This is a genomic window from Paenibacillus sp. J22P59 (assembly GCF_059383895.1).
Map to the genome: position 1 here is coordinate 1 of NZ_JBXENX010000008.1, position 14,774 is coordinate 14,774.

The 14,774-nt window shown below is 47.6% G+C and carries 14 protein-coding genes; 6 read left to right on the top strand and 8 right to left on the bottom strand.

Annotated elements, in window-relative coordinates; translation table 11 throughout:
• A partial coding sequence (locus AC50YO_RS14835; RefSeq protein ID WP_494848140.1) for a beta strand repeat-containing protein occupies positions 1-1,221 on the bottom strand: 1,221 nt, incomplete at its 3' end.
• A gap of 54 nt (positions 1,222-1,275) precedes the next feature.
• A complete protein-coding gene (locus AC50YO_RS14840) occupies positions 1,276-1,578 on the bottom strand; it encodes a DUF6385 domain-containing protein (RefSeq protein ID WP_494848142.1) in 303 nt (100 codons plus the stop codon).
• Between the two features lie 352 nt (positions 1,579-1,930).
• Between AC50YO_RS14840 and AC50YO_RS14845 the strand changes: the two genes are divergently transcribed.
• Positions 1,931-2,464 (top strand): hypothetical protein, encoded by a 534-nt coding sequence (locus AC50YO_RS14845; protein ID WP_494848144.1) that lies wholly within the window; start codon positions 1,931-1,933, stop codon positions 2,462-2,464.
• On the top strand, positions 2,464-3,048 hold the full coding sequence (locus tag AC50YO_RS14850; RefSeq protein WP_494848146.1) for a hypothetical protein: 585 nt from the start codon (positions 2,464-2,466) through the stop codon (positions 3,046-3,048). The genes AC50YO_RS14845 and AC50YO_RS14850 overlap by 1 nt, the downstream gene beginning before the upstream one ends.
• Positions 3,049-3,119: 71 nt before the next feature.
• Here AC50YO_RS14850 and AC50YO_RS14855 read toward each other — a convergent pair whose 3' ends face one another.
• Together AC50YO_RS14855 and AC50YO_RS14860 are read right to left on the bottom strand one after the other, a co-directional pair.
• A complete protein-coding gene (locus AC50YO_RS14855; protein ID WP_494848148.1) occupies positions 3,120-3,665 on the bottom strand; it encodes a glutathione peroxidase in 546 nt (181 codons plus the stop codon).
• A gap of 139 nt (positions 3,666-3,804) precedes the next feature.
• Positions 3,805-4,290, bottom strand: a complete 486-nt coding sequence (locus AC50YO_RS14860) for a CcdC family protein (protein ID WP_494848149.1) — start codon at positions 4,288-4,290, stop codon at positions 3,805-3,807.
• A gap of 189 nt (positions 4,291-4,479) precedes the next feature.
• Between AC50YO_RS14860 and AC50YO_RS14865 the strand changes: the two genes are divergently transcribed.
• Genes AC50YO_RS14865 through AC50YO_RS14875 form a run of 3 tightly spaced genes read left to right on the top strand, consistent with a single transcriptional unit; the run spans position 4,480 to position 8,518 of the window.
• The gene (locus AC50YO_RS14865; RefSeq protein ID WP_494848150.1) at positions 4,480-4,935 is read left to right on the top strand and encodes a MarR family winged helix-turn-helix transcriptional regulator; all 456 of its coding nucleotides are present in this window, start codon (positions 4,480-4,482) and stop codon (positions 4,933-4,935) included.
• A gap of 12 nt (positions 4,936-4,947) precedes the next feature.
• Complete coding sequence (locus tag AC50YO_RS14870; protein WP_494848152.1) at positions 4,948-6,684, top strand: ABC transporter ATP-binding protein; 1,737 nt, start codon at positions 4,948-4,950, stop codon at positions 6,682-6,684.
• On the top strand, positions 6,677-8,518 hold the full coding sequence (locus AC50YO_RS14875) for an ABC transporter ATP-binding protein (protein ID WP_494848154.1): 1,842 nt from the start codon (positions 6,677-6,679) through the stop codon (positions 8,516-8,518). The genes AC50YO_RS14870 and AC50YO_RS14875 overlap by 8 nt, the downstream gene beginning before the upstream one ends.
• Before the next feature lie 70 nt (positions 8,519-8,588).
• On the opposite strand, the gene AC50YO_RS14880 is transcribed toward AC50YO_RS14875, so the two are convergent.
• From AC50YO_RS14880 to cls, 4 genes are all read right to left on the bottom strand, one after another.
• A complete protein-coding gene (locus AC50YO_RS14880; protein WP_494848156.1) occupies positions 8,589-10,043 on the bottom strand; it encodes a catalase in 1,455 nt (484 codons plus the stop codon).
• A gap of 139 nt (positions 10,044-10,182) precedes the next feature.
• Entirely contained in the window at positions 10,183-11,001 is an 819-nt protein-coding gene (locus AC50YO_RS14885) for a winged helix-turn-helix transcriptional regulator (RefSeq protein ID WP_494848157.1), read from the bottom strand.
• A complete protein-coding gene (locus AC50YO_RS14890) occupies positions 10,986-11,372 on the bottom strand; it encodes a Fur family transcriptional regulator (protein ID WP_494848159.1) in 387 nt (128 codons plus the stop codon). Before AC50YO_RS14890 ends, AC50YO_RS14885 begins: the two co-directional genes overlap by 16 nt.
• 434 nt (positions 11,373-11,806) lie before the next feature.
• The gene (cls, locus tag AC50YO_RS14895; protein WP_494848160.1) at positions 11,807-13,255 is read right to left on the bottom strand and encodes a cardiolipin synthase; all 1,449 of its coding nucleotides are present in this window, start codon (positions 13,253-13,255) and stop codon (positions 11,807-11,809) included.
• Between the two features lie 166 nt (positions 13,256-13,421).
• On the opposite strand from cls, the gene AC50YO_RS14900 reads away from it, so the two are divergent.
• Entirely contained in the window at positions 13,422-14,738 is a 1,317-nt protein-coding gene (locus AC50YO_RS14900) for a deoxyguanosinetriphosphate triphosphohydrolase family protein (protein WP_494848162.1), read from the top strand.
• Positions 14,739-14,774 lie beyond the last annotated feature (36 nt).

The following is a 14,774-nucleotide window of genomic DNA, read 5'->3' on the forward strand; positions in this document are numbered from 1 at the left end:
CGTGACCGTTGCTCCTAGCACTGCATCTAAGGTTCCTCCAGTGATCGTTGCACCGGAAAGAGCTAACGTTCCTCCTGAAATCGCAACTGTTCCGCTCGAGATTGCTACGGTTCCTCCAGTGATTGTTGCTCCTAGTACACTCGTGATTGTTCCTGCCGTTATCGTGGCACCAGACACTGCACTTAACGTTCCTGCTGTTATCGTTGCTCCCAGTAACGCGTTCAATGTTCCTGCCGTGACCGTTGCTCCTAGCACTGCATCTAAGGTTCCTCCAGTGATCGTTGCACCGGAAAGAGCTAACGTTCCTCCTGAAATCGCAACTGTTCCGCTCGAGATTGCTACGGTTCCTCCAGTGATTGTTGCTCCTAGTACACTCGTGATTGTTCCTGCTGTTATCGTAGCACCAGACACCGCACTTAACGTTCCTGCTGTGATCGTTGCTCCCAATAACGCATTTAACGTCCCTGCCGTGACCGTAGCTCCTAGCACTGCATCTAAGGTTCCTCCAGTAATCGTTGCACCGGAAAGAGCTAACGTTCCTCCTGAAATCGCAACTGTTCCGCTCGAGATTGCTACGGTGCCTCCAGTGATTGTCGCTCCAAGTACACTCGTTATTGTACCTGCTGTTATTGTCGCTCCCGATACTGCACTCAACGTTCCTGCTGTTATCGTCGCTCCTGACACCGCGCTCAATGTTCCCGCTGTTATCGTTGCTCCCGTTACCGCACTCAACGTTCCCGCTGTGATTGTCGCCCCTGTTACCGCATTAAGTGTTCCTCCAGTAATCGTCACACCTGCTACCGATACTGTACCGCCTGAGATCGCGACTGTACCGCTCGAAATCGCCACGGTGCCTCCAGTGATTGTCGCTCCCAATACACTCGTTATTGTCCCTGCTGTAATGGTCGCTCCCGACACTGCGCTCAATGTTCCCGCTGTAATCGTGGCGCCAGACACCGCACTTAACGTTCCTGCTGTAATGGTCGCCCCCGAAACTGCACTCAACGTCCCCGCTGTGATCGTCGCTCCTGACACCGCACTAATCGTTCCTGCTGTAATGGTTACGCCAAGCAGGCTGCTAATTGTTCCATCTAGGATAACGTTCACTAAACGGCCGGCGGTATCCGTTGCTAGTGCTCTTGCTGTTGCCGTATTGTCACTACCGAATACTAGCGTACGCAGATTATCCGGATTTGGGTTAAAAGTAGAAAAGTTGGGCATTACCATCACCTTCTTCTTATCACATTTTTCTGACGACCCCGAACGATTGGAATTCTAAGCCTGCTGAGCTTGAAAATATACATCAAGCGTCGTTGGCTGCTCCGGCTGCTGTGACCGAATCAGCAATCTCGTATAATGCATAAACCTCGATGGAGTAATGACCTGAGTACTTCCCTTCTCAATTACCCCTTCCAAATCAACCGAGTAATCTCTCCCGTTCGGTCCAATTTGGAGTTGTACGAGCGCAGGGTTCTCCCCCCGGTTCACAACTGCGTAAGAATATACCGATTTCTCAGAGGTATCCTGTTTAGGCAGCGGAACGAATTGATTAGAAGTAACCAGATTGTCTAGCGTCACGGTAGTGAACAATCTAGAACGTGCTGGTGGTTTTCTCCTGCAGTCGGCTCCCGCTGGTCTTCGCTTGCATCCGGCTACTCTATGTTTAGTTGTGCGTTTTCTCCTCCTGCGTCTATAACACCGGCAGCATATAGAACTGGTCGACTTTCTGCAGGTTCCCGCCGTGTTTCCCATATGCCTCTTCTCCTCAATGTCCATGCTTCAATACTGTATGAATGCTATCAACAATGAGAAGCGGCTCATGCCGCAAGCACAAATGACTTATCTTTATTTCGCCGCTTCATCTCCCCATACGGATAATTAAGAAGATTCATATAATACAAGCAATGAAGCGATGATAAGAGGTGAAGTAATGACTAATAATTCGGTTTTTAACAATCTAGCCAATCCGCTGAATATATTGATTAACAACTCCTATGTCTCTCCTGCCACCATTACTCCCCCCGAGGGAAATGCTGCCAGCCAAGGGCGTTTATTCATTATTACATCTGCCAGCACTGCTGTAGCCGGCGGCTCCAATCTCCTGATACAGATTACGAATCCTAACCTCAGTGGGAGATCCTTGTATATTTCTCGGATATCAGGTGGAATCACCGCAGCTGCTACTATCAACCTCTATTCTGGAGGCACCGTAACGGGAGGCACTACACCGACGCCATTCAATAGCCAATTCGGCAATACCACTACCAGCGTAGCTTCAGCACGTGTAGCAACAGGAGCTGTGACTGGCACACCCACTCTATTCACCACTGCGCTCCTAGCAGCAGGCATGTTCTCTCTTGTATACACAGGAGGAATTATCGTTCCGCCTAACCGTGCGATTACCATTTTAGTAGGACCTGGCGCCATTACGGCGGCAGCCAATATTGAGTGGTGGGAGGTCTAATGCCTAACTACTCGATATTCAATCGGCCGAATGCACCTCTTTCAACGGTATCCAAGAACTCCATAACAGCACGTGGAACAACTGAACCCGCCTCTTCAAAAGCTTCTTTCTCAGCAGGCCGATTGTTCTCTGTCTATGCTTCGAATAGCGTCTCGTTAGGCTTACTTGGAGGAACGGTCAACATTTCTATTCAAATTGCCAACCCGATAGGCAGTGGAAGAACGCTATATTTTTCTCAAATAACGGGCTACACGAATATTGCATTAAGCTTATTATCCGGCTTCTCAGGTCAGCTTACGGTGCTAAGGGGAGCCACAGTCGCTTCACCGTCTGCACTCATCCCCAGTAATTTAAACCTGAGCAGTACAGTGACGAGTGTTACGACTTCAGCTTCTTCGATCTTTGCTCCAACAGGAGGCACCGTTTATTCTGTATATCCCCTTATGCCGGGCCCTTGCGAATTAGATTTCAATGGCAGCCTAATCGTTCCTCCAGGTCAAACGCTTACCATTAATACTCAGGGCTCACTAACTCTTCTTGGACTGATGGGTACAGGAGCAGCTGCTACTTGGTACGAAACCTAATCAAAAATGATCACAGCAAAAAGCCCTCCCCAGCCTGATCAGGCTGGGGAGGGCTTCACGTTATGTTCGACTTACAATAGCTTTTCAATATCACCAGTCATAGCAAGAGGCTCTACCGTAGACTCAAAGCGTTTGACTACATTACCGTTGCGGTCGATCAGAAACTTTGTGAAATTCCACTTCACATCATTTCCCTCTAGAAATTGCGGCAGCTTCTCGCTTAAGAACGCATTGAGCATTTTGCCGCTTGGCTCCGAGGTGTCGAATCCCTGGAACGGTGCCTCTTCACTTAAGTAAGCAAACAAGGGATGAGCGCTTTCTCCCCTTACATCCGACTTGGCGAATAAAGGGAATGTAACGCCATAGTTCATTTGACAAAAGCTCTGGACATCCGAATTCGTGCCCGGCTCCTGTTCACCAAATTGGTTGCTCGGAAATCCTAGAATCTCCACGCCCTGATCTTTATATTGCTCATATACCTTCTGCAGGTCGGAGTATTGTGCGGTAAATCCGCATTTGCTCGCCGTGTTAACCACGACCAATACTTTCCCTTTATATTGATCCAGGCTCACGCTATCTCCTTGAATCGTTTCTACGTCATATTGATATACAGACATCTCAATCCGCCTCCATTGAATAAAGTTTATAACAATTAAATTGCATACAATTTATATAATAGAGAATAGCATAATTGCACTCACAAAGTCAAACCAAACATTGGCTCCAGCTCGCTGTGAGAATTAGCTATTCTTATATTTAGGAGGATTCCAACCTATTCAGTCTTACATAATCACTCACCATGGCCAGGCGCCAAGGAATGATCATCCCAAATGCTAATAGATAGAAAATCGCTCCCGTCTGCGGAATGGACATATACTGCTCCACAACGCTATGAAGGGAGAAGCGGATAACAAACAAAATAATCATGATCAAGATGAACGCTTTTGAGCGGCGGACATAAATTTCTGACTCTACGCGCTCTAATCGAGTGGTAACAACAAGAGGAAACGCGAAGATAAGCACTCCTGTTCCGAAGGCAGCCAAGCCCCACCCCCAAGGAATGTGCGTGATCGAAAAAGCAAACATAATAAAGCCCGTCGCCATGCCAAGCGGCGGTATAATAATTTTGCGCAGCGATGTTGGCTGTTTGCCAGCTCGTACACGCAATATGATCAGCATCAGACCGGCAAAAGCCGAGAATATAATTGAACCGATCTGTAGGAACTCTGTGGATAGCCGCACAGCATACCAACTCCATTCTCTCCTGAAAACTACCTTTTGAACAGTCGCTTTTATCGTACTGCATATTTTTAGTCACTGCAAATAAAAGTAGGAAAATGAGCGGCAGCGATTCAGACTTGACACTTATAATTATTGGCAATACACTACAATGGTTAGTCGGCAAACTAATTGATTAGGAGTTGATTCCCTATGCCTACCCGCAATGGGCCTGACCATGTAATGCGAACCATCAGACATTTGATGCGCATGCACCAGCAGCAGCTGCATGCGCTTTTGCATGAATATGAGATTTATCCCGGTCAACCGCCGCTTATGTTCGCCTTACATCGGGGTCCGGGCAGAAGCCAGAACGAGCTTGCCCAAGAGCTCGACATCAAAGCAGCTACATTGACAGTTATGCTTAACCGAATGGAGAAGAACGGTATGGTTCGGCGTGAGACCGATCAGCGGGACCAACGTATTTACCGTATTTTTTTAACAGAGAAAGGTCAGGTCGTATTAGCAGAAATTCGCGAGACGCTGCAGATGTTAGAAGATCGAGCATTACATGGATTTGCCGAGGAGGAACGCCTCCTTCTGAAAGAACTGCTCGCTAGAGTAGGAAGCAATCTGAAGCAGCATAACCAGACCGATACAAAATCTTGAGGTGTTATGATCATGTTGAAATTATTTCATTATTTGAAGCCGCATTGGGTCGCCGTCCTGCTTGCCCCTCTGCTTATGTTATTAGAAGTATCTATGGATTTACTCCAGCCAGCACTGATGGCTAGTATTGTAGACAACGGCATCGCGAGGCGTGATCTCGCTCATATCCAGACGAATGGCTTGTTCATGCTCGGCGCTGCTATTATCGGTCTCATCGGAGGTGTAGGCTGTACGGTATTCTCCTCCATCGCGGCCCAGAGATTCGGAGCCGATCTTCGGGGTGACCTGTTCCGCAAGGTACAGACCTTCTCCTTCCGTAATCTGGATGAGCTCAAGACAGGCTCCATTATTACCAGACTAACCAGTGATATCGTGCAATTACAGACGCTTGTGATGATGCTGCTGCGCATATTCGTGCGTGCTCCTCTGCTTGTCATCGGAAGCATTATTATGGCTGTTCTAATCAGCCCTAAGCTTGCCCTTATTCTAGCTATCGTTATTCCTTTGCTATTCGCAGTCATGTATATCCTTATTCGTGCCACGCTGCCGTTGTTCTCTGGGATGCAGAAGAAGCTCGACAGAGTGAATTCGGTATTGCAGGAGAACTTCGCGGGCATTCGAGTATCCAAAGCGTTCGTGCGAGCTGGCTATGAGAATAAACGATTCGGTGAGGCCAACGAAGATTATACAGGGACCGCTATCAAGGCAATGCGGCTTGTCGCACTGAATATGCCGATTCTCACCTTCATCTTGAATGTCACTATCGCAGCTGTGCTATGGTATGGCGGACTGGATACACAGAACAGCTCTCTTCCTGTAGGAGATCTGGTTGCCTTCATTAACTATGTCACGCAAGTGATGTTCTCGTTGTCTATGGTCGGCATGATGCTCGTTCGTTTCTCAACCGCCAAGGTGTCCGCAGAGCGCATTAATGAAGTAATGAACACCGATTCAGAGATTCTGAGCGCGAAGTACGCATCCAAGCATACCTATCAGAATGGGGAAATTACCTTCGAGCATGTATCCTTCTCCTACTCAGGCAGCAAATCCGACGCGGTCCTTCATGATATTAGCTTTACAGCAAGAGCTGGGCAGACCATTGCTCTTCTCGGCGCTACGGGAGCAGGCAAATCTACATTAGTCAACCTGATTCCTCGGCTCTATGAAGCGACGGAAGGACGTATCTTACTCGATGGGATGGATATTCGCAATATTAAAGTAGATGAGCTGCGAAGCTATATCGGCATTGTGCTGCAAGAATCTATTCTGTTCAGCGGATCAATCCGTGACAATATTCGCTTCGGCAAGCCTGATGCCACAGATGCAGAGGTAAGGGCCGCCGCCGAAGCCGCCCAAGCGCATGGCTTCATTATGGAGATGCCTGACGGCTATGATACTCTGCTTGGACAAAGGGGAGTGAACCTGTCCGGTGGGCAGAAGCAGCGTATTTCGATTGCAAGAGCCTTACTGCTGCAGCCCTCGATTCTCATTCTGGATGATAGCACAAGTGCCATTGACATCGGGACGGAATCTCGCATCCAAGCAGCATTACAGCGGCTTATGCTGGGACGAACCCGTTTTCTGATTGCCCAGCGCATCACCTCCGTAATGGATGCCGACCACATTCTCGTTCTAGATGAAGGCCGACTCATCGCTCAAGGCACACACCAAGAGCTGATGCGCAGCTGCGAGCTGTATCAAGACATCTACCGTTCACAAGCTGGAGAGGAGGCGCCTATCTATGGCTAACCTTGTGAAACAATCCCGAACGAATGAGCATTCGCCGCGCGATATGCCTAATCTCGGCATGAGGCCTCCACTTGGACAATCCACATCTAAGGCAAAGCCGAAAAACACGATAGAGACATTACGGCGCATCTGGCAGTACTTAGGCCGCTATCGCTTAGAATTAATCGGTGTTTCCCTTGCTACGCTTGGCGCTACCATACTGTCCTTAATCGCTCCATATCTGATCGGGCATGCGATTGATGGTTATATTTTGCCTGGCAATTACTCAGGTCTGCTGAAGCTTTGTATCGGCTTGCTTGCCGCCTATGCAGGAACAGCAGCCTTCACTTGGCTGCAGCAGCATTTGGTGGTTAGGGCCTCTCAGCATACCGTAAGAGATATGCGAGGCGATCTATTCGCCCGTCTCCAGAAGCTCCCGCTAAGGTTCTTCGATAGCAAGACACACGGAGAGTTGATGAGCCGGGCGACGAATGATATCGAGAATGTATCAAGCACCCTAAGTCAGAGTGTCACTCAGCTGCTATCCAGCCTTATTATGCTGATCGGCTCACTTGCTATCATGCTGTGGCTGAATGTATGGCTGACCTTGCTGAGCATGGTGACCATTCCGCTGGTTATGCTGTTCACCAAGACTGTAGCACGCTATACCCGTCGCTTCTTTTCCAGCCAGCAGCAAAGTTTGGGAGAATTGAATGGCTTTATCGAGGAGACAGTATCCGGTCAAAAGGTTGTACAGGTATACCGCAGTGAAGAGCGTGCAGCCGAGCAGTTCGACACGATTAATAAAAAATTAACAAGCGTAGGCATCAAAGCACAAATCTATTCCGGTACCATTGGACCCTTCATGAACGTGTTCAATAACATGAGCTTCGCCCTTATTGCGGCTGTAGGTGGTTGGATGGCTTTTCGCGATTGGACTTCGGTTGGCGTCATCGTAAGCTTTATGAATTATTCAAAGCAATTCCAACGCCCATTGAATGAGCTGGCGAATCAATTCAATCTGTTGCAATCAGCTGTTGCTGGCGCAGAACGCGTATTCGAGATGATGGATACGGATTCCGAATATATTGAAGATGGCAAGCAGCAGCTCGATGAAGTACGAGGAGAGGTGCGCTTCGAGCATGTATCGTTCGAGTACAAAGAAAATGTTCCTGTATTAAGAGATGTCTCACTCACAGCGATGCCCGGCCAGATGATTGCATTGGTCGGACCAACTGGAGCCGGCAAGACAACGATAATTAACCTGCTGACGAGATTCTATGAGATTAACAGCGGCTCCATCACGATAGACGGCATTGATATCCGGGCACTAGACAAGGACAGCCTGCGCCGCAAGCTCGGCATCGTGCTTCAGGATGCTTACGTCTTCTCCGATACGATACGTGAGAATATTCGCTACGGCAGGCTCGATGCCACTGACGCGCAGATTGAGGAGGCAGCACGACTGGCTAATGCCCACAGCTTCATCATGAAGCTCCCGGAAGGCTATGATACCAAGCTTGCTCCAAGCGGCAGCAATCTCAGTCAAGGTCAGCGACAACTGCTCACTATAGCTCGTGCCGTTCTCGCCGATCCTGCTATTCTTATTCTAGATGAAGCAACCAGCAGCATCGACACGCGAACAGAAATGCATATTCAAACGGCCATGCGCGGACTGATGGCTGGACGCACCAGCTTCGTAATTGCTCATCGGCTAAGTACGATACGTGAGGCTGATCAAATTCTAGTCGTAGGTGAAGGCGGCATTATGGAGCGCGGTACTCATGAAGAGCTTCTCGTGCAGCAAGGCTTCTACTTCAATCTATATATGAGCCAATTCCAACGAAGCAGCTAGCTTGCAGCCGGGCTGCAAAAAGGGAGTTAACGTCAATATGACGTTAACTCCCTTTTGTTGCTATACACCTTTAGCCTTGAGGAACGTATTTGCGAATATCTACCTCGAGCCCTTGAGAAAGCCTAGTTCCAAGCTCTACATTGGCACGGAAGAAGTTGCATACCGCACGCAATTGAATATCAGCATTCGTCTGGGACAGATCATTCACAAGGTTTTTCACCAAATTGTCCTGCTCTGGCTTCGAAAGGGATAAGTACCGCTCCCCAGCTTGTGTAAAATCATCTGTCTTGTCAATACGCTGGCGTCCTGCATGGCCTTGAAGGGGAGAATAGCTATCCTGATAAGCTGCATCCTCTCTCGGGCTGTCAGAGTCACTATTCGGCTCATAATTCACCGACGAAGGATCCGCCTTCATCGTCATTGCTCCATCACGCTGATGATTGCGCACCGGCGCATAAGGGCAATTCACCGGGATATTCAAATAATTGGCCCCAAGACGATAGCGTTGAGTATCGGGGTAGGAGAACAGCCGTCCTTGAAGCAGCTTATCCTCAGAAGGCTCAATGCCCGGAACGAGTGCGCTTGGCGAGAACGCAGACTGCTCCACTTCTGCAAAATAATTTTGCGGATTGCGATTCAGCGTCATCGTGCCCACCTTGTTCAGGGGATACATATCCTCAGGCCACATTTTTGTCGGGTCCAGCACATCAAAGGCATACCGATCCACATGCTCCACCGGCAGCAATTGCACATACAGCTCCCATTCTGGATGGTTGCCCGCTTCGATAGCATCGAATAAGTCGCGCGTTGCATGATTGAAGTCTTTGCCCTGCATCTCACTAGATTCTTCCGCTGTGAAATTTCGTACGCCCTGCTTCGTTCTCCAGTGGTACTTCACATAAGTGACTTTCCCTTCCGCATTGATCCACTTGAAGGCGTGGACGCCGAAGCCATCCATCTCACGATAAGAGGCTGGCGTTCCATGATCGGAGAATAGCCAGGTCATCATATGTGTAGATTCAGGCGACAGCGTCATGAAGTCCCAATAACGTCCAGGCTCCTGCACATTCGTCTGCGGAGAAGGCTTCAAGGAATGGACCATATCTGGAAACTTGATCGCATCGCGAATAAAGAATACCGGCAAGTGATTGCCTACGATATCTAGATTTCCTTCCTCTGTATAGAACTTAACAGCGAATCCGCGTGGATCGCGGGCAGTCTCCGGTGAACCCGTTCCGTGAATGACTGTAGAGAATCTTACGAACACATCTGTCTCATGCCCAGCATCCTGCAAGAAATGAGCTTTCGTGTACGCCTTCATGCTTTTCTCTAAGGTGAATACGCCATGAGCGCCAGCACCACGAGCATGTACGACGCGCTCTGGAATCCGTTCCCGGTCAAAATGAGCGATTTTCTCCAATAAATGATAATCCTCTATAAGGGTTGGTCCTCTTTGCCCCGCCGTGCGTGAGTTCTGATTATCTCCTACAATCGTTCCCTGATTGGTTGTTAAATGATTGCTCATGTCTATATCCCTCCAAAATCATCATTATTTATATTTAGACTTGATCTAAGTATTAAATATAATTATATCGACAGGCCTATCTGCTGTCATGAAGATCAGATGAATGTAGGATGAAGATTGTATGAGCTGGGTTCTCTTGCTATTCCTTTATGTCCTCTGCCAAGCGATAACCTGCTCCACGAACAGTTACGATATATTTCGGAGCGACCGCACTATCCTTCAGCTTCTTGCGCAGCGTCTTGATATGAACATCAACAACGTTGCTGCCTCCTAGAAATTGACTTCCCCATACGGAATCAAACAGCGCTTCCCTAGAAAGAACGGCTCCATCTGATGTAACGAACTGAAGGAGCAGCTCATATTCGGTCTTAGTCAGATCGATTCGTTCTTGGCCGCGATAGAGCGTCATTCTTTTAAGGTCAATCGTTAGATCCTTGAAGGTATATGCTGATTCCACCATCTGGTCTCTGCCAGTGCCTGCATGCTGCTCCAAGATCGCATTTATTCTTCCGAGTGCCTCCTGAACGTCGGCAGGCCAGACAAGCAGCTCCGTACCTTCTGGAAGTGAATGGATCGCTACATTCGCTTCATCAACGATGAGATACAAGATAGGCACCTGATTCAAATGCTCAGTCTGCAATAGCGCCGTATGAAAAGCCTCCACCGCATTCGGGTTAAGCTGAGGATGAGGCATCGCGTCATATAGGATTAGCTCTGGCTGCAGGCTGCTGACGAAGCCCTTGTTCAAGTCGTGCAGAGTGAATAGATCGAAGCATTCAGCCGTTAATAGGCGCAGCAAGCTGTGCAGACGTTCCGGGAAGGGACTTACAACCATCACCCGTTTGGTCAAGGAACAGGCAGCTCCGCTATTCAACAGCAGCTCCTCCTCCTTCAAATCCCCGCCAACAGGAGCACCAGCCTGCTGGTTATTCTTATTGAAGGTTATTGGCTGGCGCATAATTCACATACCCCCTCTAGTACGACATGAGCCTGAAGCTCTACAAACCTCGTTTCCATACCAACTTTATTTACCCATTCTTTCGGTACCTCTGTCAGCACTTCCCCGACTTTCCCACATTTCTTGCATACAATATGCTGATGATCCTCCGTTCTTGCATCATAGCGGCTTATTGCTTCACCCAGCTTCAATTCTCTGATCATTCCTGCATCGGTCAAATATCGAAGGGAGTTATATACGGTACCATAAGCGAAGCTGTGTCCGCTATCGCGAAGGCGTTCCATAACATCCGCCGCTGTCGGATGATCATGGGATTGCTGGATAACATCCAGTATCGCCTTTCGCTGTATAGTTAAATTTATTTTTGTCATAGCTTATTCATTCCTTTTACTTATTTAATTTAGACTAAGTATAAATCTAAATGAGCACCTCAGTCAAATTATGAATATTTTTTAATTATCAGAATATTTACAATATTAAAATAATAGTGTATGATGAACTTACTTCAAAACGAAAGGGGATAGTCCATTGCAGCAGGCTAGCGAAGCATGTCCCCCACTTTAGTGGAAAGGAGCAGTTCACGATTCATCGGGCATGTGGGAATCCATTGAAGGTTGAAGGCAAAGAAGAAGGTAACAAGAAGAATGAAGAAGAAGAAGAAAAATAAGCAGAAGAATAGCGAGTACTTATCGACATTCGTTTGGAATGGAGCGTTAGATTAAATTGAATAATGGCTTCTCAGAAAGGTAAAGGGATTCCGGTTATCATAGATAAGCGGAATCCCTTTTGTTATGCGCATTTATCATTATAGAATAGGTGATAGCAATCGGCATACTGATTCTTTGAATCGATTGAACAGCGGTCTACGACTAAATTTATCCGGTATGACCATCGCACAATCCTTTAAGTCTTCCTCGAAGATATGCTGCAATTCCTCTGAAGTGGCGCTGTCATAGATAAACGCATTCATCTCAAAGTTCAGCTTAAAGCTGCGAATATCAATATTGGCTGTTCCGACCGATGCAACTTGCCCGTCAACAACAAGCGTTTTTGCATGCATGAATCCTTTGTTATACAAGTAGACCTTAACTCCACCCGCCAGCAGCTCACTGAAGTAGGACTGCGTTGCCCAGTAGACGAAGAAATGGTCTTTCTTGCTTGGGAGCATCACTTTCACATCCACTCCTGAGAGAGCCGCGATCTTCAAGGCCGTCATCAAGCTTTCATCTGGAACGAAATACGGGGTTTGCAGACAAATGCTTTTTTTGGCCGCGTAGATCATTTTGATATAAGCATGCTTGATCTGCTGATATTCCGTGTCGGGTCCACTGGCTACCACCTGCATGCCAATCGTTCCTCCACTCGAGAATTTCTGTGGAAAATAATGCTCATTCAGCTCAATCATACCGGAGCAAGCCAAATTCCAGTCCATTAGAAATTGCGCCTGAATCTGCTGAATAGCTCCCCCTTGAATACGAAGATGCGTATCCCGCCAATTACCGAAATATTTATCCCTGCCCAAATATTCATCGCCAATATTGAATCCTCCGATGTACCCGGTATGACCATCTATAATAACGAGCTTCCGATGGTTCCGATAATTCAGCTTGAGATTCAAATAAGGGATTCGCGAAGGGAAGAAGGCTGCCGTTTGCCCTCCTGCTGCTTTTAAGCCTTGGAAAAAACGCTTGGGAAGTCCCTTGCTCCCGATGTGGTCATACAAAAATCTTACTTCCACGCCCTGCTCTGCCTTTTCCGTCAACGCATTCACAAGCCTCTTGCCCAGCTCATCATCACGCACAATGTAGTAGACAAGATGAATATGATGCTCGGCAGACCGGATATCCTCGATTAGCGCATCAAACTTGCGATTGCCGTCCGTGAAGATTTGGATACCGTTATTTTGCGTATACAAAGCAAAGCTGCTCATCAGATTCATATACATCATATCGGTGTATCCATTAGTGGCAGGATCGTTGAAGGCTAAGCTTCGCTCCACTAATTGCTGCTTCTGCCCCTCAATTGTATCCTCGATAATACGCTGGCTGTAGCCAAGCAGCTTATTGAGCTTACGCTTACGCAGACGCTGACCAAATATGAGATAAAGAATGAACCCGAAGAATGGAATAAAATAAAGGACCATTAGCCAAGCCCATGTTGAGCTTGCATTCCTCCGTTCAAGGAAGATAACCGTTACCGCTAACAGTATGTTGAGGATGGTGAAAAACGAGTAGATGTCCTGCACAATATTCATAAAAAGCGGGCTCCTTGAGGTTCAAGTAATTACATGACGAATTCGCTATGGAATCCAATTTTATATACAATAGTAATCAAATCATACTCTAAGAACGAAGGATGTTCAAACAGAATGATTATTTATCAATATGCATAATGGACTAAGGCGGAATGGAGGAACAACAATGGATCTACGCAAGCTTCGGCTGGATGAGCCAACGCTCAGTACCTTTAGTGAGGAACGTGATGAATATGAGCGCGATTATGCCAGGCTCATTCAATCTCCTGTGTTCAGACGGCTCCAAGGCAAATCTCAGGTATTTGGCGCGGGGTCAGGCGACTACTATCGAACCCGCTTAACCCATTCGCTGGAGGTCTCGCAAATTGCTAGAGAGATTGCACGTCGATTGAACAAGCAATATACTTTTCTTTCCCTCAGAGAACACCCCGGATTAATACTCGATCGCGCTGTTGTCGAGATTGCTTCTCTCGCACATGACCTAGGCCATCCTCCGTTTGGCCATAAGGGAGAAGAGGTCCTGAATCAGCTGTTAATGGATGAGCACGGTCTCGCCTACGAGGGCAATGCCCAGAATTTCCGTATTCTTATGTTTCTAGAAAAAAGAGCAGGCAGCGGCAGCGGGCTTGATCTGACAGCGGCTGTATTGCTTGCTATTAATAAATATCCTTATTCCCTTGATGAGCCCGGGCGCCTGAAAGGCCTGTATAAATCAGAATGGCAGGAAATCAATCATCTTCGAGACATGTGGCAAATGCCCGTAGGCTGCTCTACGCTGGAAGCCCAGCTCATGGATTTATGCGATGATATCGCTTATTCGACCCATGATATTGAAGACGGTATTCGCGCAGGCAAGATTCAAATGAATCGAACTTTCTTTGAAGACAAACGTCTCATTCACAATCTTGTACAAGAAATAGTAGAAGATCAGGGAAACATGGAGGTAGGCTGGGATCAGGTAGATATTCCGGCTATGGTCGAGAAGGTGCTGGCCTCTTATTTACAGCAATGGGAAGAGCTGTATGCCTTATACGGCAATGAAACATCACGTACTCGCAGAGAGATGAAGGCAAGATGGGTCAGCGTATTTGCCGGCAAGGTAGGAATCATTGATGTACCCTCCAAAGGATGGAAAGCCGTAACCTTTGTCAATGAAGGCGAGCAGGATCTGGAGATGCTCCGTACGATGGAGATATTAAAGAAGCTTGCTTGGGTAACGCTGATTAAAGACTTCCGCGTACAGCGGCTGCAGCGCCGCAATGAGATTATGATCCGCCGTCTATGGGACAGCTTCAAGGTGCCTGAGCACGGACGTCTCATCCTTCCGCCAGATTGGGTCGCTAGCTATGAGGAGCATGGGCATAACTGGAGCTGGCCGAGATTTATTGCTGATTATATATCAGGAATGACGGATGCCTATGCCGAGAAAGTCTATGCAGAGCTGTATGCTGGCAAATCAGGCTCTATCTATGAAATGGATTGAAGCCGCAGGTATAAAGAAGCAGGGGCTTTGTCTATC

Excerpts from the sequence above, each read along its gene's own strand:
- AC50YO_RS14845 (WP_494848144.1), top strand. The coding sequence starts at position 1,931 with ATGACTAATAATTCGGTTTTTAACAATCTAGCCAATCCGCTGAATATA.
- AC50YO_RS14850 (WP_494848146.1), top strand. The coding sequence starts at position 2,464 with ATGCCTAACTACTCGATATTCAATCGGCCGAATGCACCTCTTTCAACG.
- AC50YO_RS14855 (WP_494848148.1), bottom strand. The coding sequence starts at position 3,665 with ATGTCTGTATATCAATATGACGTAGAAACGATTCAAGGAGATAGCGTG.
- AC50YO_RS14865 (WP_494848150.1), top strand. The coding sequence starts at position 4,480 with ATGCCTACCCGCAATGGGCCTGACCATGTAATGCGAACCATCAGACAT.
- AC50YO_RS14870 (WP_494848152.1), top strand. The coding sequence starts at position 4,948 with ATGTTGAAATTATTTCATTATTTGAAGCCGCATTGGGTCGCCGTCCTG.
- AC50YO_RS14875 (WP_494848154.1), top strand. The coding sequence starts at position 6,677 with ATGGCTAACCTTGTGAAACAATCCCGAACGAATGAGCATTCGCCGCGC.
- AC50YO_RS14880 (WP_494848156.1), bottom strand. The coding sequence starts at position 10,043 with ATGAGCAATCATTTAACAACCAATCAGGGAACGATTGTAGGAGATAAT.
- AC50YO_RS14885 (WP_494848157.1), bottom strand. The coding sequence starts at position 11,001 with ATGCGCCAGCCAATAACCTTCAATAAGAATAACCAGCAGGCTGGTGCT.
- AC50YO_RS14890 (WP_494848159.1), bottom strand. The coding sequence starts at position 11,372 with ATGACAAAAATAAATTTAACTATACAGCGAAAGGCGATACTGGATGTT.
- cls (WP_494848160.1), bottom strand. The coding sequence starts at position 13,255 with ATGAATATTGTGCAGGACATCTACTCGTTTTTCACCATCCTCAACATA.
- AC50YO_RS14900 (WP_494848162.1), top strand. The coding sequence starts at position 13,422 with ATGGATCTACGCAAGCTTCGGCTGGATGAGCCAACGCTCAGTACCTTT.